Source organism: Mycobacterium sp. 94-17 (genome assembly GCF_035617725.1).
Taxonomy (GTDB): Bacteria; Actinomycetota; Actinomycetes; order Mycobacteriales; family Mycobacteriaceae; genus Mycobacterium.
The window spans coordinates 57,726-75,214 of the sequence record NZ_JAPIYN010000006.1; the positions used below are offsets into that span (position 1 = coordinate 57,726).

Sequence of the window (17,489 nt, forward strand, 5' to 3'; positions counted from 1 at the left end):
GATGCGCATCCTGGTTGTCGACAACTACGACAGCTTCGTGTTCAACCTGGTGCAGTACCTCGGTCAGCTGGGTGTGGACGCCGAAGTCTGGCGCAACGACGACCCCCGGCTCTCGGACTCGCCGGACGGGCACGCTGCCGTCGCCCGTCAGTTCGACGGGGTGCTGCTCAGCCCGGGGCCGGGCACCCCGGAGCGCGCGGGCGCGTCGATTCCGATGGTTCGGGCGTGCGCCGCCGAACACACCCCGCTGCTCGGGGTGTGCCTCGGGCACCAGGCCATCGGCGTCGCATTCGGCGCAACCGTCGACCGCGCCCCCGAACTGCTGCACGGCAAGACCAGCAGCGTCTACCACACCGATAGTGGTGTGCTGCAAGGACTTCCAAATCCGTTCACGGCGACCCGCTACCACTCGCTGACCATCCTGCCCGAGTCGCTTCCTCCGGCGCTCGAGGTCACGGCGCACACCCGCAGCGGCGTGATCATGGGAGTGCGACACACGGCGTTACCGATTCACGGCGTCCAGTTCCACCCGGAGTCGATTTTGACCGAAGGGGGCCACCGAATGCTGGCGAATTGGCTCGCCGACTGCGGGTGGGAACGTGACGACACGTTGGTGCGCCGCCTCGAAAACGACGTGCACGCCGCGGTGCGGCCGTACTTCCCGGTCGATCCGACCGCTACTGACCGAACTTCAGCGTGATGATGCCGTCCCGGTTGATCCCGGCGCCGGCCGGCGGGTTCTGATACACGACCCGATGGGATTGGCCGCCGCCGGCGTCGACGTCGGGGCCCTTGTCCAAGATCCCCGTCCAGCCCAGCGCGCGTAGCCGCGGTTCGGCGTCGGTCCAGAACATGCCGGACAGGTCGGGCATGACGAACTGATTGCCCTTGGACACCTGCAGTTCGATCACCGAGTCCACCGGAACCATCTGTCCCTTGGGCGGATTGGTGCCGATCACCTCACCGGCCGGGCGGGTGCTGTCCACCTGCACCTGCGTGACCTTGCTGAACCCGTAGACGGTGAGATTCTTCTGCGCGATGTCGACGGTTTGGCCCGCGATATCGGGAACCTGCTTGGTTTCCGGCCCGGACCCGACGATGAGGGTGACGACGTTGGTGATCGCCGACGTCTGGTTGGCCGGCGGGTTGGTCCCGATCACCTTGCCCAGCAATTCCGGGGTCGACGGGGAGTTGGCCTGCTTGAACTTGCTGAAACCGGCGGCTTTGAGCTTGCTGACCGCGTCGGAGTAGACCAGCGACGACACGTCGGGGATCTCGCGCTGCTCGGGCCCGGTAGAGACGTTGATGGTGATCTCGTCGCCGGCATTGACCGACGCGTTGGCGCCGGGATCGGTACCGATGACGTGATCGGGCGGGATCGTCGAATCCGGCTTCTGCAGCGTGCGGGTCTTGAAACCGCGGTTCTGCAGCGCCGCGACGGCGTCGGCGGACACCTGCCCGCGCACGTCGGGCACCTGCACATCACGGGCATTGCCGCCGAACGTGTTGAAAGCGATGACGACGACGATCGTCAACACCGCGAGCGCGGCCACGGCGATAACCCAGCGGCCTACCGAACCGACGCTGCGGTCCTCCCCCGCGTCGGAGAGAACCTGGCGCGGCAGCGGGTCGGTCCGCTGTGGGCCCGCGGTGGCCGACGACAGCAGGGAGGACCGGTCGGCGTCGGTGAATACCTTGGGCGCCTCCGGTCGTTCACCGTTGTGCACCCGGATCAGGTCGGCCCGCATCTCCGCCGCGGTCTGATAACGGTTGTCGGGATTCTTGGCCAGCGCCTTGAGCACCACGGCGTCGAGGTCGGCGGAGATGCCGTCGTGGCGCTGCGACGGCGGTACCGGGTCTTCCCGAACATGTTGGTAGGCAACGGCTACGGGTGAGTCACCGACGAAAGGCGGTTCACCCGTGAGGATTTCGTAGAGCACGCAGCCCAGTGAGTACACATCCGAACGCGCATCGACGCTGTCGCCGCGGGCCTGCTCGGGAGACAGATACTGCGCGGTCCCGATCACCGCGGCGGTCTGGGTGACGCTGTTGCCGCTGTCGGCGATCGCACGGGCGATCCCGAAGTCCATCACCTTGACCGCGTTGGTGGTGCTGATCATGATGTTGGCCGGCTTGACATCGCGGTGGATGATGCCGTTCTGGTGGCTGAAGTTCAGCGCCTGGCACGCGTCGGCGATGATCTCGATGGCCCGCCGCGGGGGCAGCGGGCCGTCGGTGTGCACGATGTCGCGCAGGGTGACGCCGTCGACATACTCCATCACGATGTAGGGCAGCGGGCCGGTGGGGGTCTCGGCCTCGCCGGTGTCGTAGACGGCGACGATGGACGGGTGATTGAGCGCGGCGGCGTTTTGCGCCTCGCGCCGAAAACGAAGATAGAAGCTGGGGTCGCGGGCCAGGTCCGCGCGCAGCACCTTGACCGCGACATCGCGATGCAAACGGACGTCGCGGGCCAGGTGAACCTCGGACATACCCCCGAAGCCGAGGATTTCGCCCAGCTCGTAGCGGTCGGACAGGTGCTGCGGCGTGCTCATTGCGGTGTTCCGTGTCGGGCCGGCGCGTGGTGAAGGCCGGACGATCCCATTGTCGCGTGAGCGGGCCGGTTGAGCCGTATTTCGGGCCGGGCCCCGAAACCGCTCGGCGTCTTGCTCGGCGCCGAGGTGGGCGGGATCCCGGTGTCCGTCACCGTCGGCGGCTGTTGCTGCTGGTCGCCGCGCGAATTGATGACGATGAGCACCGCGATGATGATCGCCAGCGCGCCGAGCACGCCGGCCGCCCACAGTAACGCGCGCTGGCCCGAGGAGAAGGTACGACGGGCCGGGGGCGGGCGGTGGCCGCCGGTGGTCGGACGCGACCGGCGCGGCGCGGCGCTCCGGCTCGGAGACACCACGGCGGCGCGGGTCGTCGGGCTGGACGGGATCGCCGCCGGCGAGGCGCGGCCCGGGGGCGGCGACTGACTCGGCCGCGGCGGACGGCGACCGGCGCGCACCGCGGCCACGGCGTCGGCGAACGGGCCGCCGCTGCGGTAGCGCATCGCGGGGTTCTTGACCAGGGTGATCTCGATGAGTTCGCGCACGTTGGGCGGCAACTCCGAGGGCAGCGGCGGCGGCGGCTCCTTGATGTGCTTCATCGCCACCGTCAGGGCGCCGTCACCGGTGAACGGCCGCTTGCCCGAAACGACCTCGTAACCAACGACTCCCAGCGAGTACACGTCGCTCGACGGGGTGGCGTCGTGGCCCAGGGCCTGCTCGGGCGCGATGTATTGGGCGGTGCCCATCACCATGCCCGTCTGGGTCACCGGGGCGGCGTCGACGGCCTTGGCGATCCCGAAGTCGGTGATCTTCACCTGGCCCGTCGGGGTGATCAGGATGTTGCCCGGCTTGACGTCGCGGTGCACCAGCCCGGCGGCGTGCGCCACCTGCAGCGCGCGACCGGTCTGCTCGAGCATGTCCAGCGCATGCCGCAGCGACAGCCGGCCGGTGCGTTTGAGCACCGAGTTCAGCGGCTCTCCGTTGACCAGCTCCATCACCAGGTAGGCCGTCCGGCCTTCCCCGTCCAGCTGGCTTTCGCCGTAGTCGTGGACGGCGGCGATGCCGGGGTGGTTGAGCATCGCGGTGGTCCGCGCTTCGGCGCGGAACCGTTCGATGAACTCGGGGTCCTGGGAGAACTCCTGCTTGAGGACCTTGACCGCGACGCGCCGGCCCAGCCGGCTGTCGACCGCCTCCCACACCTGACCCATGCCGCCGGTGGCGATCAGGCGCTGGAGGCGGTATCTGCCAGACAGCGTCACACCAACTCGCGGGCTCATGGTCCTCCCTGTAGCGCGGCCTGGATCACAGCCCGTCCGATCGGCGCGGCAAGTGCACCCCCCGTCGCGGACAGGCGGTCGGCGCCATCCTCTACCAACACCGCCACGGCGACCTTCGGGGTCTGTGCGGGCGCGAAAGCGATGTACCAGGCGTGCGGCGGTGTGTGCCGCGGATCGCTGCCGTGCTCTGCGGTGCCAGTCTTCGATGCGATCTGCACGCCGGGAATGGCCCCTTTCTGTTGTGCGACCTTCTCGGCGCCGACCATCAGCTCTGTTAGCTTAGCGGCGACCTGCGGCGACACGGCGCGCCGCTGCTCATATGGCGCCGTGGTGCTGATCGTGGTCAGGTCGGGCCCCTTGAGGCTGTCGATGAGGTAGGGCTGCATCGCCACCCCGGCGTTCGCGATGGTCGCGGCGATTTCGGCATTCTGCAGGGGCGTCAGGGCGACGTCCTTCTGGCCGATGCTCGACATGCCCAGCGCGGCGGCGTCCGGAATGATGCCCACGGTCGACTCCGCGACCTGCAGCGGGATGACGCTCGGCGTGCTGTCCAGCCCGAACGAGTGCGCCATGTTGCGCAGCGCGTCGGACCCGGTGAGGATGCCGAGCTGGACGAATGCGGTGTTGCAGGACAGGGCGAAGGCCTGCTGCAGGGTCACCGTCGGGTCGCTCCCACACGGCTGTCCGCCGTAATTCTCCAGCGTTGCGGTGCTGTCGGGTAGCGGAATGGACGGCGCGGCGGTCAGCCGCTGGGTGTCGGAGGCGCCGGCCTGCAGCGCGGCCGCGGTGGTGATCACCTTGAAGGTGGACCCCGGCGGGTACGTCTCGGAGATCGCGCGGTTGGTCAACGGGTTGTTGGGGTCGGCACCGAGCTTCTGCCACGCCTGCGCCTGCACGTCGGGATCGTGCGACGACAGCAGGTTGGGGTCATAGGACGGTGAGGACACCATCGCCAGGATCTTGCCGGTCGCCGGTTCGAGCGCGACAACGGCGCCCTTGCACGGCGGACCACCGCATTCCTGTTGCATCGCATCCCAGGCGGCCCGCTGGACCCGCGGCCGGATGGTGGTGTCGACGTTGGCGCCGCGTGGGTCGCGACCGGTGAAGAAGTCGGCCAGCCTGCGACCGAACAGCCGCTCGTCGGAACCGTTCAACAGCTGGTCCTCGGCGCGTTCCAGACCGGTGCTGGAATAGCGCAGCGAGTAGAAGCCGGTGACGGGCGCGTACTCGGCGGGGTTGGGGTAGACGCGCAGGAAGCGGAAGCGGTTGTCGGTGGCGACCGAATAGGCCAGCAGCTGCCCGCCGGCCACGATTTGGCCGCGCTGGCGCGAATACTCGTCGAGCAGGACCCGCTGGTTGCGCGGGTCGGCGCGCAGCGAGTCGGCGGCGAAGACCTGCGTCATCGTGGCGTTGATCAACAACAACACGATCAACGCCATCACGGTCACCGAGATCCGGCGCAGGGAGGCGTTCATACTTTCTCGATCACCTCAGTGCTGGCCGCGGCGATCGCCGGCTCTTTGTGGCGGCCGCGCAGCGGACGGCGGGCGCTGTGCGAAATGCGGACCAGGATGGCCAGCAGCACATAGTTCGCCAGCAGGGACGAGCCGCCGTAGGACATCCACGGCGTCGTCAGCCCGGTCAGGGGAATGAGCTGGGTCACCCCGCCGACGACGATGAACAGCTGAACGGCCAGCGTCGACGCCAAGCCCGCGGCCAGCAGCTTGCCGAAGCTGTCGCGGGTGGCGATCGCCGTGCGCAGGCCCCGCACGATGACGATGGTGTAGAGCATCAAGATGCTGGCCAGACCCACCAACCCCAGCTCTTCGCCGAACGCGGCGATGATGAAGTCGGTGGACGCGGCCGGCACCGTGTCGGGCTGACCGTTGCCCAGGCCGGTCCCGAAGATCCCGCCGGTGGCAAAACTGAAGAGCGACTGGACAATCTGGTAGCCGCTGCCGTCGGGGTCGGAGAACGGGTCCCACCACATGCGTACGCGGACCCGCACGTGGGCGAAAATGTAATACGCGACAACGCTTCCCGCGGCGAACAGCACCAGGCCGATCGCCACCCAGCTGAAGCGTTGGGTGGCGAGGTAGACCACCACCAGAAACGATGTGTAGAGCAATAGCGAAGTGCCAAGGTCTTTTTCGAACGCCATGACGCCGACGGAGATCACCCACGCCGCCAGCAGGGGCGCGAGATCACGGGGCCGGGGCAGCGTCAGACCCATGAAGTGCTTGCCCACGCTGGTGAACAGGCCGCGCTTGGCGATCAGCACCGCTGAGAAGAAGATCAGCAGCAGGATCTTGGAGAACTCGGCGGGCTGAATTGAGAAGCCGGGCAAGCGAATCCAAATCTTGGCGCCGTTCTGTTCCGACAGCGATGCCGGCAACAAAGCGGGGATCACCAGCAGGACCAAGCCGGCCAGTCCGCAGATGTAGCCGTAGCGTGCCAGCTGCCGATGGTCCTTCAAGAACGTGACCACCAACGAGAAGGTCACCACGCCGATGAGGGTCCACAGCATCTGCTGGGTCGCGCTGGGGTGGTGGCGGCCGCTGAGCTGATTGGTGACCAGGTCGAGCCGGTGAATCATCACCAGGCCAAGCCCGTTGAGCAGCGCCACGATCGGCAGCAGCAGTGGATCGGTATAGGGAGCGAAGCGCCTGATGGCCATGTGCGCCGACCCGAAAACGACAAGAAACACCAGCCCGTAGCTGATCGCGTTCCAGTGCAGGTCTCGCTCTTGGTTGGCTTCGACGATCAGCAGCGCGGCGACGGTGATCAGTGCGGCGAAGCCCAGTAGCAGCAATTCGGCGTTGCGCCTGGTGGGCAGCGGGGGTGTGACCGCGACCGGCGGCTGAAGTTGTGTCGTCATGCCACCGTCCGGCAATCGATGCCCGGCTGAGGTGGCGGCCCGGGAAGCGCGGTCACTGTCTGCGACGTGGTCGTCGGGCCTGCTGGCGCGGAGTTCGTAGGACCGCTGGCGCTGGTGCTCGGGGCGGGGCTGGCGCTCGACGAGCTGGGGGGAGGTGCTGGCGATGCTGTGGTGCCGGATTCGGGTGTCTCGCTGCGGGGGCGCGGTGAGCCGGGCGGGGAGGTGGCGCGTGGCGACGGACATATCGGTAAGAGGTATTCGGCCAATAACTGCCGCAGCTGCGACTCGGCCTGGTCCAGGCTGCCGCCCGGCAGTCCGGTCTGCACTTGGACCTGGCCGGGGCGGCGCAGGTCTTGCAGCGTCATCGGCTGGCAGTTGGACTGGCCGGCGGATTGCCCGTAGCTGATCAGGGAGAGCTCGTTGCGGGCGTTGAGACAGCCCACCAGATAGGGCTGCTGCAACGGAACGCCCAGCAGGGTGCCCTGGATTCCGCGGACGATGGAGATCCTGCCGCTGTATTCCGCGACGTAGTAATTGCGCTGGATGATCCACCACCCGACGGTGAGGCCCGCGAACGCCAACAGCACCGCCAGGCCGACGACAAAAAACATCTTGCGCCGCGACCAGCGTGGCCGGCTCGGCAGTTCCGATTGCGGCGCAACACGTTTGGCGGACTCATCGCGGGGCCGAATCGCTGACGCACGCCCGGCAGACGTGTTGGGCAGCGTCATTTGATCCTCGTCACCCGACACCGCGCCGGCGAGGATCGGCTGGGTCTGCCCGTAGTCGTAGTCGACGACGTCGGCGACCACGACGGTCACGTTGTCGGGGCCGCCGCCGCGCAGCGCCAGTTCGATGAGGCGGTAAGCGGCCTCGGCGACGTCGGGGATCTGCAGCGCCTCGAGGATGGTCTCGTCGCTCACCGGATCCGACAACCCGTCCGAGCACAGCAGATAGCGGTCGCCGGCACGCGCCTCGCGCATGGTCAGCGTCGGCTCGACCTCGTGACCGGTGAGCGCCCGCATGATCAACGACCGCTGCGGGTGGCTGTGAGCCTCTTCCCGGGTGATGCGGCCTTCGTCGACCAGGGTCTGGACGAACGTGTCGTCCTTGGTGATCTGGGTCAGCTCCCCGTCGCGCAACAGGTATCCGCGTGAGTCGCCGATGTGCACCAACCCGATGCGGTCGCCGGCGAACAAGACGGCGGTAAGGGTGGTGCCCATCCCCTCCAGCTCGGGTTCGGCTTCCACCTGGGCGGCGATGGCCGCGTTGCCGGAGCGCACCGCGTTGTCGAGCTTGGCCAGCAGATCGCCGCCCGGCTCGTCGTCATCCAGGTGCGCCAGCGCCGCGATCACCAGCTGGGACGCCACCTCGCCCGCGGCGTGACCGCCCATGCCGTCGGCCAGCGCGAGCAACCGGGCGCCGGCGTATACGGAATCTTCGTTGTTGGCGCGTACCAGGCCGCGATCACTCCGCGCGGCATATCGCAGGACCAACGTCATGGGCGCGACTCCTCGATCCCGGCTGTGCCGGCATCATCGTCGTAGGCGCGGGTCACGGGCGCAGCTCGATCGCCGTCTTGCCGATTCGAATCGGAGTTCCGATCGGAACTCGTACCGCAGTCGTCACCTTCGCCCTGTCAAGGTAAGTACCGTTGGTCGATCCTAGATCCTCGACGTACCACTCCGAGCCGCGCTGAGAAAGCCTGGCGTGCCGCGTCGACGCGTAGTCGTCGGTGAGCACCAGCGTGGAGTCGTCAGCCCGTCCGATCAACACCGGTTGTCCGCTGAGGGTGATGCGTCCGCCCGCCAGCGCGCCTTCGGTGACTACCAGATAGCGGGCGGCATGCCGGCGCTGGCGCGACGGCAGCAGCGTGGCGCGCAGCGCCAATCCTCGTCGCACCATGACCGCGCCGGTGGGCGCGTAGATGTCGGTCCGCAGGATCCGCAGCACGGACCAGATGAAAACCCACAGCAGCATCAAGAATCCGGCGCGCGTCAGCTGCAGTACCAGTCCCTGCATCTGGCGTCCTTTCCGTCCTAGCGTGGCATCCCCGGCGCCCGTGACTCCGAGCACATCGGCTACGTCACGATACTTGGACGGTGCACGACACGGGGCGAAGCACGGCAGCGTTGAGCCCTGCGGCTCAGTGGATCCGGACGATGATCTCGGAGTGGCCCAGGCGGACGACGTCGCCGTCGGCCAACTGCCACTCCTGGACCGGCGCATTGTTCACCGTGGTGCCGTTGGTCGAGTTCAGATCCGACAGCAGCGCGACCTGTCCGTCCCACCGGATCTCGAGGTGCCGCCGTGACACACCGGTGTCGGGCAACCGGAACTGGGCGTCTTGCCCCCGGCCCACGATGTTCGAGCCCTCGCGCAGCTGGTAGGTCCGGCCGCTGCCGTCGTCGAGCTGGAGGGTGATCGTGGTGCCGCCGGCGCCGTAGCCGCCCTGGCCGTAGCCGCCGTAACCACCCTGCTGGCCATAGTCGGCGGGCTGGCCGTACTCGGCCTGCTGCCCGTAGTCCGCTTGCTGCCCGTATTCGGCCTGCTGCCCGTATTCGTATTCGGGGCTGGCGGCCTCGGGGTAGCCGCCGTACGTTGCGCCCTGCGCGTGCTCGGAGTACTGGGTGTACTCGGCGGAGCCGTAGTCCTGGCGACCGTATCCCCCGCCCTGCGGGTAGCCCTGTTCGTAACCGCCGCCCTGATCGGGATAGCCGGGTCGTTGCTCGGGCGGAGCGTAGCCGCCCTCGTCCTGGCGGGCCGGGCCGCGACCGTAATCGCCGTATCCGCCGTAGCCCTGCTGTCCCCCGCCCTGCTGACCGCCGCCCTGCTGACCGCCGGGGGGAGGGCCGTAGCCGCCGCCCTGCCGGTAACCCTGGTCGTAGCCCTGGCCGCCGTAGCCGCCGGGCGCGGGCGGACGCTGCTCATACGACTGCGGATAACCGCCCTGCCCCTGCTCGGGGTAGCCACGCTGGTCTTGGTAGCCCTGCTGGGGCGCGTAGCCGCCCTGACCCTGCTGGTCGGGGTAGCCGCGCTGGTCCGGGTAGCCCTGCGCTGGGGGGTAGCCGCCGCCGTGGCCCTGGTCGGGGTAGCCGCCCTGCTCCGGGTAGCCGGCCTGTTCCGGCTGGCGGGGCGGCGGGTAGCCCTGCTGAGGCGGGTAGCCGTGCTGCTCGGGTGGGTATCCACCCCGCTGGTCGGGAGCCCCCTGGGGGTCCGGGCCACCGTGCGCGTCGTCCTGGGGACGGCCGTAGCGCTCGTCGTAGTACTCGTCGCCGGATCGGCCCGGCCCCTGAGCCCCTCGGTAGCCAGAATTGTCAGTCATTGGTGCTACTCCTCGTTCTTCGCCGAACGCGTTATGTGATTGTGGCCGGGCGCAATCGTCGGCCGTCGGTCGGGGCTGGACATCAGGGTTGACAGAACCGCGGGCGCGGTACTGGCCGGTGCGCAGGTCCGATGAGTGCTCGAACCGAACGACCACCTCACCATACGTTTGCCACCCCTGTTCGTGGATGTAGTCAGCCAAGTACCTCGCGAAAGCGCTCGACGTGCGACCCGAATCGGCGCCCACCTTCTCCAAGTCGTGCATACCGAGGGTAATGATGTATTCGTTGGGCGCCAAAAGGCGATTCCCATAAAGCTTTCGCACCCCGGCCCGCGCCTCGCGGCAGAGCAGGGCGTCGACCTCCTGCGGAACGACCGATCCACCGAACACCCGGGCGAACGCGTTGTCGACCGACGCTTCGAGCCTGCGCTCGATCCGCGCGGCCAGCCCCCGTTGGCTACTCATTTCCTACCGCTCGTGCCCACTTGTCTTGAGGTATTGGCGGTGGACGGCAAATGAATCACCCCGGTGCGCGATCACTTCCGCATCGTATCGGGACATCGTGGCGCTGCGGCACTTCCGAAATCGTGAGAACTGTATCGGCGCAGCTCACGGCCGTATTGGCGGACGGTCGCACCGCGCAGCGCGGCCTTTGGGCCCACTTCGCCGGTTCGGGAGCCGGGCCATTAGAGTGATATGGTCCATCGGTTGTTTTTCGCGGGCGAGTGGCGGAATGGCAGACGCGCTGGCTTCAGGTGCCAGTGTCCTTCGGGACGTGGGGGTTCAAGTCCCCCTTCGCCCACATTGAGCGGTTCGACGAATCGCACGCACACAGAGGTCGCGCATCAGAAATGGTGCGCGACCTCTGTGTTGTGCAGGTCGGCGCGCCGATGGGTTCTTAATCGACCGCTTGCGGAGTCGCGCACAAATCCCCGAACCACGCCTGCCGGCCACAACACACTTTCAAAGGCGAGTTTGACCTAGGCCTTTCGTTGCCCCGCAGGCGCCAGCACGTGATTGCCAACAGCTAGCAGAAGGTCGACGCAGTGGTCAATGAACTCGGCCTTGTCCATAGACAGGTCGCCAGCCAGCCAGGTCGTGGTGCATTCCATCAGGGCACCGAACAGATGGACACCTGCAAAGCCAATCCGACGGTTCAGCTCGTCCGGTAGCGCCCCACTCCGGGAAGAGGTGGCTTGTCGCCGCAGCAGTGCGATGAAGATGTGGCGTATTTGCATGCGGTGCGGTTGCGAGCTGTGCGCTGGCGCCTCGACAAACACGACCGGCGCCTTTCGCGGGTCTCCGGTAAGCAGGTCGATGCACGCCGCCAAGCCTGCTCGTGCAACATGCTCTGGATTGTCGCCTGCCGCAGCGATCGCCTGCCTGCCGCTTGCGTGCCTCGGTGACCACGCCATTCAAGCCTCGATGACTGAGCCACCGGGTGGGCATACGGTAGGGGACGACCCCCCATGGCCAGGGTAGCCTTACCTAAATGCAGGCGGTATGGTCTTGGCGCGTGGATCCCCCGATTTTATCCGTGCCCGCGCCGGCAATGATCCATTGGCCGGCGTCCTTTGTGACGGCCTCGGATCCAGGTTCGAATCAGCTACTCACACCGGGTGTTTGATACGTGCACTATGGGGGACGAGCTCGGGCGACTTGATGGGGCCGATTCCGGGGCCCGATGGGCGCTACTGAACACCACGGGTCAGATGGGAATTCGGAGAGAAGGCGGTCGAGTGCACAGCGTTACCATGGGAGAGGCTGTCGCGCCGGCCGTTGTGCCCTCATGACGACCGACCTACCCGCAACCGCACTCCCCCGCGAGCTGGCGGACACCTCCGACAAAGTGCGCAGGGTTCCACCCCCGCCGGTGCCGAAATTGTTGTCGCCCAACGCGATCCGCGTGGCGGATCCCGACGGGGCAGACGCGGAAATGGTGGCGGAGTGGATGAACCGGCCACATTTAGCCGACACCTGGGAGTACGACTGGCCGGTGGAACGTTGGCGTAACCACTTGCGCGCCCAGGTTGACGGCGCCTACTCGAGGCCGCTCATCGTCAGCCTCAATGGTGTGGACCGCGGCTACGTCGAGATCTACCGTGCCGCCAAGGACTCGATCGCCCGGTACTACGACAGTCAACCTCACGATCTGGGACTGCACGGGGCAATCGCAGACGCGGAACTGGTTGACCGTGGCCTGGGGCCGCTGATACTCCGCAAGGTCATCGCCAGCGTTCTGGCTATTGAGCCTGCGTGCCAACGGATTATGTTCGATCCAGACCATCGCAACACGACGGTGCGGCGCCTCTGCGAGTTCCTGCGTTGCGAATTCCTCGGCGAACACGACATGCCCAATCGGCGGATGGCGCTCTACGCGCTGGAGCGGACGACCATCCGATAGGTATTCGGCGAGTCAGCGCGCAAGAGACGCCTCGCTTCTACGAGCGCACCCACCGCGTGATCTCCGGAGTGACCGGGTCGGTGATGTCGTCGAATTCGGGATGCTTCTTGAGCACCGTGCCGATCATCGAGCACACCGGAACAATGCGCTTGCCCTCACTGCGCGCCTCATTGAGCGCCTCATTGACGAGGATGGTCGCCAGGCCGCGCCCGCCGTACGCGGGATCGATTTCGGTGTGGTAGAAGACGCGCTGATCGCCGCGGTCGGCGAAATCGGCCAGCCCCACCGTCTTACCGTCGACGGCGATCGTGTACTTGCCGTCCTGCATGCTTACCGTGGTTTCGGCGCCGGTCTTATCGGTTGTCATTTGTGCTTCCCTTTCTTTGCGGTACAGGCCGTGGCCGCAGCCGTGCGGTCGGCAGCGGCGGGGCGGGCAATCGGGCAACCCTGCCCCGGTATCCATGGACGGCGCCGAATCGATCGTCGGCGTCCTCCCACAGTCGGCGATAGGTGACGATGTCCTCGTGGCTTCGCCCGACGAAGTTCCACCACATCACCAACTCTTCAGTGAACGGCGTGCCGCCGAGGAGCAGCACGCGCGCGGGCCCCTCCCCCGCGTTGTGCACTTGCAGCCGGGCCAGGCCGGGGCTTCGGTAGGCCAACTCGGCGCTCGACAGGGCCGCCCCGTCCACGCGCACGGTTCCGGCATCACACAGCACCCCGTGCTCGAAGGCCGGGTTGACGTCGATGTCCAGGTCGGCGCCGCCCTCGAGGTCGATCTGGCTACCCAGCAACGGGGTGAACGTCGGCACCGGCGAGCGGCTGCCCAACAGCTCGCCCAGAAACACCCGCGCGGTCGCGCCGGGCAGCTCTACAGCGGCGGGCGTGTAATGGGCGAAGTCACGGCCGGTGTCGCGATTGGAAGCGGGCAGCGCGACCCAGAGCTGCACGCCGTGCAGCGGGGTGCCGGAATCGACGGACACCTCGGAATGGCAGATGCCGGCCCCGGCGGTCATCAGATTCAGCTCGCCGGGCCGAACGGCCGCGTGTACGCCGGCGCTGTCGCGGTGTTCCACTTCCCCACCGAACAACCAGCTGACGGTTTGTAGTCCCGTGTGCGGGTGGGGCGGGACGTCCATTCGTGCGCTCACCGGGCCGTAGTGGTCGACGAAACACCAGGCACCGATGAGCGAACGCTGACGCTGCGGAAGGGTGCGGCGGACCCGGATCGCCCGGGGGCCGCCCAACGGGACCTCCCGAGGCCGCAGCACCTCGAGCGTCGCGGAGCCCAGGGTTGGCGAAGCGGCACAGTCGAATTCGGCCGGCGCAGCTTCAAGGTTGCTCATCGTCCACTCTCCCGTGGCGGGGCCCACAGTGCAGCACCGCCAATCGCGACCGTACCCCGCGGGCCTACTTGCGCGGGGGCCGCAGCACCTTCATGGCGAGGCGCATGACGGGCTCGGGCACGCGATCCTTGACCGACAGGGCGCTGTCGGCGGCGCGGGAACGCAGCGGGGTCCCCCGCCCGAACACCCGGTTCAGCGGACCGCCGGACGGCTCGAGCACCACGTGCAGCGGCGGGGTACCGACGGCGGCGCCCAGCGCGTTGGAGATGACCATCCGCTGGATCTCACTGGTTCCTTCAAAGATGGTGTACAGCTTGGCATCCCGATACCATTTCTCCACCGGATGGTCGGTGATGTACCCCCAACCGCCCATGGTCTGGATAGCGCGCTCGGTGGCCTTGACCGCGACTTCGCTGGCGGCCATCTTCGACATCGAACCCTCACCCCGTTCGAAGGCGATGTTATTGGCCGCCATCCATGATGCGCGCCAGGTGAGCAGCCGAGCGGCATCGATCTGGGTGGCCAGTTCCGCCAGCGGAAACGCGATGCCCTGATTGTCGATGATGGGACCGCCGAAGGCCTCGCGCTCGGTGGCGTAGGCGGTGGCATATTCGAGTGCCGCGCGGGCGATGCCGATGGCCTGGGCCGCGACCATGGGCCGGGTCTGCTCGAAGGTACCCAATGTTGCTGAGCCGGAACGCTTTCCCCCTGCCACCACTTCCCTGGCCTTGGCGAGCTTGTGTTCCAGCTTTTCTTCTCCGCCGAGCAGATTGGCGCCTGGGGCGCGCACACCTTCGAAGAGCAACTCCGCGGTATGAGAGGCGCGACAGCCCAATTTGTCCAGCTTCCGCACCAGCTTCAGCCCGGGCGCGCCCCCCGGCACGATGAACAGCGCCTGGCCGCGATGGCCGAGCTCCTCGTCGACCACGGCGTTGACCACGTGCACGTTGGCGATTCCGCCATTGCCGATCCACATCTTGTGGCCGTCGATGATCCAGTCGTCACCGTCGCGTCGCGCATGGGTGCGCAGGTTGCGCACATCGCTGCCGCCCTCGGGTTCGGAGATGGCCAGCGCGGCAAGTTTGAGATCTCCTGGGGTGCCGAAACATTCGGGCGCCCATTCCAGCATCTGTTCCGGGGAAGCGGCCTGGCCGATCGCCGACAGTGCCAGCGCCGGCATGACGATGGCTAAGCCGATACCCGCGCAGCCCCAGAACAGCTCCTCCATGAACATCGGCAGCGAGATGCCGGTCGGATCGCCGATCAGATCGCGGTAGAACAGCGGGCTGTAGAACCCGCGCTGGGCCGCCTCTTCCAGCACGGGCCAGGGAAATTCCTGTCGCTGGTCGTAGTCGAGCGCCACCGGGCGTATCACGGATTCGGCGAACTCGTGCGTACGCCGGGCGAGGTCGTGCTGTGCTGCCGTCGGGGTCAGGTCGAACGTCATGGGTGCGCCTCTGGGTCGACAGACTGGTCTTGCCGAGCCGGACTACCCCGTACACCGGGCGAGCAAACTGCTGCGCCGGCGCTCGACGAAACGTCAGGCGGCCGAACGGGGTTTGGCTTGCGCCAGCGGCAGGTGCAGCACGACGGCGGGCGCCGGAACGGCCTCGTGTTCGTGGCGTGCCAGCAGCGCGACGTTCTCGGGTAGCTGGCGGGCATTGATCTCGCCGGCGGCGATGCGTCGCAGGATGTCGTGTGCCTGGGCGAGCTGTTCACGCTTGCGGTATTGGCCGCCCGGCAGCTTCACCCCGGCCCACACGCCGTACTCCTCGCGCTGAGCGATGGCGTGCGCCGCGCAGCGGCGCTGCTGCGCCAGCGGGCAGCGGCGCAGGCACTGAATCCGCGCTTCGGTGGCCGACCGCTCGTATGCGCGCGCCTTCGCGGCTCCGTCACCGCCGTCGTCGTCGGGATAGCCGAACCATAATTCCGGATTGGCTGCGCAGGGGTGTCCCATGTCGGTCTCCTATGTCTAGCGTGAAACGTAGGCGAAAGCGTATACAGAACCAGGCCGCGGATGCAAGATAAACGTGACGAAAACGTATATACCCGTCAGCGCGACTCCCCCTGTGTAATATCCGCCTCATGGGCCGGAGCCTGCGGTGACCCGTGAATCGGCGGGTGCGGCCATCCGCGCTTTGCGGGAATCACGCGATTGGTCATTGGCCGACCTCGCCGCCGCCACCGGGGTCAGCATCATGGGACTCAGCTTCCTCGAACGCGGTGCCCGAAAGCCGCACAAAAGTACAGTTCAGAAGATCGAAAACGGTCTGGGCCTGCCGCCGGGCACCTACTCGCGGCTGTTGGTGGCCGCCGATCCGGAGGCCGAGCTGGCGCGCGTGATGTCCGCGCAGCCGTCCACGGCCATGCCGGCGCGGCGCAGCGGACCGGTCGTGGTCGACCGTCACAGCGACACAGAAGTGCTGGAAGGCTATGCCGAAGCGCAACTCGATGCCCTCAAATCCGTCATCGATCGGCTGCCCGCGACAACATCAAACGAATATGAGACGTATATTCTGTCTGTGATCGCGCAGTGCGTGAAGGCCGAGATGCTCGCCGCCAGCTCGTGGCGGGTGGCCGTGAACGCGGGCGCCGACTCAACCGGCCGGCTGATGGAACATCTGCGAGCTCTGGAGGCTACGCGCGCGGCGCTGTTGGAGCGGCTGCCCACCAGCTTGAGCGCCCGTTTCGACCGGGCGTGCGTACGGTCGTCGTTGCCGGAGACCGTCATCGCCGCACTGATCGGCGTGGATGTCGACGAGATGTGGGACATCCGCAACCGGGGGGTGATCGCGCCGGGTGCGCTGCCCCGCGTGCGCGCCTTCACCGACGCGGTCGAGTCGGGCCGAACAGAAGAAGGCCGGGACGCCGAGGGGGCATCGTGAGCCGAGGCGAAGTCGAGATGTTGAGCCGTGCCCATCAACTCTTCGCCGGCAGCACCGAGCCGTCGGCCCTCAAGACGGATACCACGCATTACCGCCGTGTGTTGCAGCAGGCCGCCGGGCTGAGCGGCACGATGACGCACGGCGGTTACCGCCTCGCGGTGGACCACGCCCGGCAGCGGTTGGCCGCCGCGGGCGACACCGACGCCGCGGCCACCGGCATCATTGCTGCAGCGCACCGCGACCGGGCCCGAGCCGGCGACCTCACCCGAAGCGTCGTGGACGCCGCCCGCGCGGATGCGGACCCGCCAGCGACGCCCTTGGCTCAACGGGAGGCGTTGCGCCGCCGGGCGGCTCGCCTGCGGGCCCAGCGGGCACACGTCGTGTCGGCCCGCTCGCGGGCGCGCCGCCGCCACGCCGAACTTCGGGCCCTGCGTTACCGGTTGCTGTGGCGGGGGCTGCCGAACGACCGCGCTACGCGCGCGGTACGCGCCGCACTGTCTCGTCTGGGCCGGCCATATGTGTGGGGCGCGACCGGACCCGACCGGTTCGACTGTTCGGGACTGGTGCAGTGGAGCTACGCGCAGGCCGGTGTGCACCTGGATCGCACCACCTATCAACAGATCAACGAGGGCATCCGGGTGCCCCGCTCCCAGGTGCGGCCGGGCGATCTGGTGTTTCCGCACGCCGGCCACGTGCAGCTGGCCATCGGGCACAACCTGGTGATCGAGGCGCCCTATGCGGGCGCCTCGGTGCGAATTAGTCGACTGGGCAACAACATTGCGATCCGCCGTCCCGTATGACAACCCAAGACCGCCCGACCAGCCG

16 protein-coding genes and 1 tRNA gene are annotated in these 17,489 nt (G+C 67.5%); 5 read left to right on the top strand and 12 right to left on the bottom strand.

Annotated features, from left to right (window positions below; translation table 11 throughout):
* The first annotated feature begins 1 nt into the window (after nt 1).
* On the top strand, nt 2-700 hold the full coding sequence (locus OQ789_RS09235) for an aminodeoxychorismate/anthranilate synthase component II (protein WP_324685155.1): 699 nt from the start codon (nt 2-4) through the stop codon (nt 698-700).
* Here OQ789_RS09235 and pknB read toward each other — a convergent pair.
* The 7 genes from pknB to OQ789_RS09270 all read right to left on the bottom strand — a co-directional run bounded on the left by pknB (nt 678) and on the right by OQ789_RS09270 (nt 10,494).
* Nucleotides 678-2,552, bottom strand: coding sequence for a Stk1 family PASTA domain-containing Ser/Thr kinase (gene pknB, locus OQ789_RS09240; protein ID WP_324685157.1), 1,875 nt, complete (start codon nt 2,550-2,552; stop codon nt 678-680). The two genes, OQ789_RS09235 and pknB, sit on opposite strands and share 23 nt — an antisense overlap.
* Complete coding sequence (locus tag OQ789_RS09245; RefSeq protein WP_324685159.1) at nt 2,549-3,826, bottom strand: serine/threonine-protein kinase; 1,278 nt, start codon at nt 3,824-3,826, stop codon at nt 2,549-2,551. Before OQ789_RS09245 ends, pknB begins: the two co-directional genes overlap by 4 nt.
* Complete coding sequence (gene pbpA / locus OQ789_RS09250) at nt 3,823-5,301, bottom strand: D,D-transpeptidase PbpA (RefSeq protein ID WP_324685161.1); 1,479 nt, start codon at nt 5,299-5,301, stop codon at nt 3,823-3,825. Before pbpA ends, OQ789_RS09245 begins: the two co-directional genes overlap by 4 nt.
* The gene (locus OQ789_RS09255) at nt 5,298-6,704 is read right to left on the bottom strand and encodes an FtsW/RodA/SpoVE family cell cycle protein (protein ID WP_324685162.1); all 1,407 of its coding nucleotides are present in this window, start codon (nt 6,702-6,704) and stop codon (nt 5,298-5,300) included. The genes pbpA and OQ789_RS09255 overlap by 4 nt, the downstream gene beginning before the upstream one ends.
* Nucleotides 6,701-8,206 (bottom strand): PP2C family protein-serine/threonine phosphatase, encoded by a 1,506-nt coding sequence (locus OQ789_RS09260; RefSeq protein ID WP_324685163.1) that lies wholly within the window; start codon nt 8,204-8,206, stop codon nt 6,701-6,703. Before OQ789_RS09260 ends, OQ789_RS09255 begins: the two co-directional genes overlap by 4 nt.
* Before the next feature lie 52 nt (nt 8,207-8,258).
* On the bottom strand, nt 8,259-8,726 hold the full coding sequence (locus OQ789_RS09265) for an FHA domain-containing protein FhaB/FipA (protein ID WP_324685164.1): 468 nt from the start codon (nt 8,724-8,726) through the stop codon (nt 8,259-8,261).
* A gap of 124 nt (nt 8,727-8,850) precedes the next feature.
* Entirely contained in the window at nt 8,851-10,494 is a 1,644-nt protein-coding gene (locus OQ789_RS09270) for a DUF3662 and FHA domain-containing protein (RefSeq protein WP_324685166.1), read from the bottom strand.
* 254 nt (nt 10,495-10,748) lie between these two features.
* On the opposite strand from OQ789_RS09270, the gene OQ789_RS09275 reads away from it, so the two are divergent.
* Nucleotides 10,749-10,831, top strand: a tRNA-Leu gene (locus OQ789_RS09275).
* Nucleotides 10,832-11,009: 178 nt separating this feature from the next.
* Here OQ789_RS09275 and OQ789_RS09280 read toward each other — a convergent pair.
* Complete coding sequence (locus OQ789_RS09280; RefSeq protein ID WP_324685169.1) at nt 11,010-11,309, bottom strand: hypothetical protein; 300 nt, start codon at nt 11,307-11,309, stop codon at nt 11,010-11,012.
* 509 nt (nt 11,310-11,818) lie between these two features.
* On the opposite strand from OQ789_RS09280, the gene OQ789_RS09285 reads away from it, so the two are divergent.
* Nucleotides 11,819-12,433: a GNAT family N-acetyltransferase gene (locus OQ789_RS09285; protein ID WP_324685171.1), complete on the top strand. Its 615-nt coding sequence runs from the start codon at nt 11,819-11,821 to the stop codon at nt 12,431-12,433.
* 37 nt (nt 12,434-12,470) lie between these two features.
* Here OQ789_RS09285 and OQ789_RS09290 read toward each other — a convergent pair whose 3' ends face one another.
* The 4 genes from OQ789_RS09290 to OQ789_RS09305 form a co-directional block, all read right to left on the bottom strand.
* Entirely contained in the window at nt 12,471-12,800 is a 330-nt protein-coding gene (locus OQ789_RS09290; protein ID WP_324685172.1) for a GNAT family N-acetyltransferase, read from the bottom strand.
* Nucleotides 12,787-13,779: a pirin family protein gene (locus OQ789_RS09295; RefSeq protein ID WP_324685174.1), complete on the bottom strand. Its 993-nt coding sequence runs from the start codon at nt 13,777-13,779 to the stop codon at nt 12,787-12,789. Before OQ789_RS09295 ends, OQ789_RS09290 begins: the two co-directional genes overlap by 14 nt.
* 64 nt (nt 13,780-13,843) lie before the next feature.
* Nucleotides 13,844-15,226: an acyl-CoA dehydrogenase family protein gene (locus OQ789_RS09300; RefSeq protein WP_324685176.1), complete on the bottom strand. Its 1,383-nt coding sequence runs from the start codon at nt 15,224-15,226 to the stop codon at nt 13,844-13,846.
* Between the two features lie 93 nt (nt 15,227-15,319).
* Nucleotides 15,320-15,736, bottom strand: coding sequence for a WhiB family transcriptional regulator (locus OQ789_RS09305; RefSeq protein ID WP_324685178.1), 417 nt, complete (start codon nt 15,734-15,736; stop codon nt 15,320-15,322).
* A gap of 145 nt (nt 15,737-15,881) precedes the next feature.
* Between OQ789_RS09305 and OQ789_RS09310 the strand changes: the two genes are divergently transcribed.
* Both OQ789_RS09310 and OQ789_RS09315 read left to right on the top strand, forming a co-directional pair.
* The gene (locus OQ789_RS09310) at nt 15,882-16,664 is read left to right on the top strand and encodes a helix-turn-helix transcriptional regulator (RefSeq protein WP_324685179.1); all 783 of its coding nucleotides are present in this window, start codon (nt 15,882-15,884) and stop codon (nt 16,662-16,664) included.
* Nucleotides 16,661-17,464 (top strand): C40 family peptidase, encoded by an 804-nt coding sequence (locus OQ789_RS09315; protein WP_324685180.1) that lies wholly within the window; start codon nt 16,661-16,663, stop codon nt 17,462-17,464. The genes OQ789_RS09310 and OQ789_RS09315 overlap by 4 nt, the downstream gene beginning before the upstream one ends.
* The last annotated feature ends 25 nt before the right edge of the window (nt 17,465-17,489 follow it).

Bases quoted from the DNA above. Each gene is read 5' to 3' on its own strand.
- OQ789_RS09235 (WP_324685155.1), top strand. From the start codon at position 2: ATGCGCATCCTGGTTGTCGACAACTACGACAGCTTCGTGTTCAACCTG.
- pknB (WP_324685157.1), bottom strand. From the start codon at position 2,552: ATGAGCACGCCGCAGCACCTGTCCGACCGCTACGAGCTGGGCGAAATC.
- OQ789_RS09245 (WP_324685159.1), bottom strand. From the start codon at position 3,826: ATGAGCCCGCGAGTTGGTGTGACGCTGTCTGGCAGATACCGCCTCCAG.
- pbpA (WP_324685161.1), bottom strand. From the start codon at position 5,301: ATGAACGCCTCCCTGCGCCGGATCTCGGTGACCGTGATGGCGTTGATC.
- OQ789_RS09255 (WP_324685162.1), bottom strand. From the start codon at position 6,704: ATGACGACACAACTTCAGCCGCCGGTCGCGGTCACACCCCCGCTGCCC.
- OQ789_RS09260 (WP_324685163.1), bottom strand. From the start codon at position 8,206: ATGACGTTGGTCCTGCGATATGCCGCGCGGAGTGATCGCGGCCTGGTA.
- OQ789_RS09265 (WP_324685164.1), bottom strand. From the start codon at position 8,726: ATGCAGGGACTGGTACTGCAGCTGACGCGCGCCGGATTCTTGATGCTG.
- OQ789_RS09270 (WP_324685166.1), bottom strand. From the start codon at position 10,494: ATGAGTAGCCAACGGGGGCTGGCCGCGCGGATCGAGCGCAGGCTCGAA.
- OQ789_RS09285 (WP_324685171.1), top strand. From the start codon at position 11,819: ATGACGACCGACCTACCCGCAACCGCACTCCCCCGCGAGCTGGCGGAC.
- OQ789_RS09290 (WP_324685172.1), bottom strand. From the start codon at position 12,800: ATGACAACCGATAAGACCGGCGCCGAAACCACGGTAAGCATGCAGGAC.
- OQ789_RS09295 (WP_324685174.1), bottom strand. From the start codon at position 13,779: ATGAGCAACCTTGAAGCTGCGCCGGCCGAATTCGACTGTGCCGCTTCG.
- OQ789_RS09300 (WP_324685176.1), bottom strand. From the start codon at position 15,226: ATGACGTTCGACCTGACCCCGACGGCAGCACAGCACGACCTCGCCCGG.
- OQ789_RS09305 (WP_324685178.1), bottom strand. From the start codon at position 15,736: ATGGGACACCCCTGCGCAGCCAATCCGGAATTATGGTTCGGCTATCCC.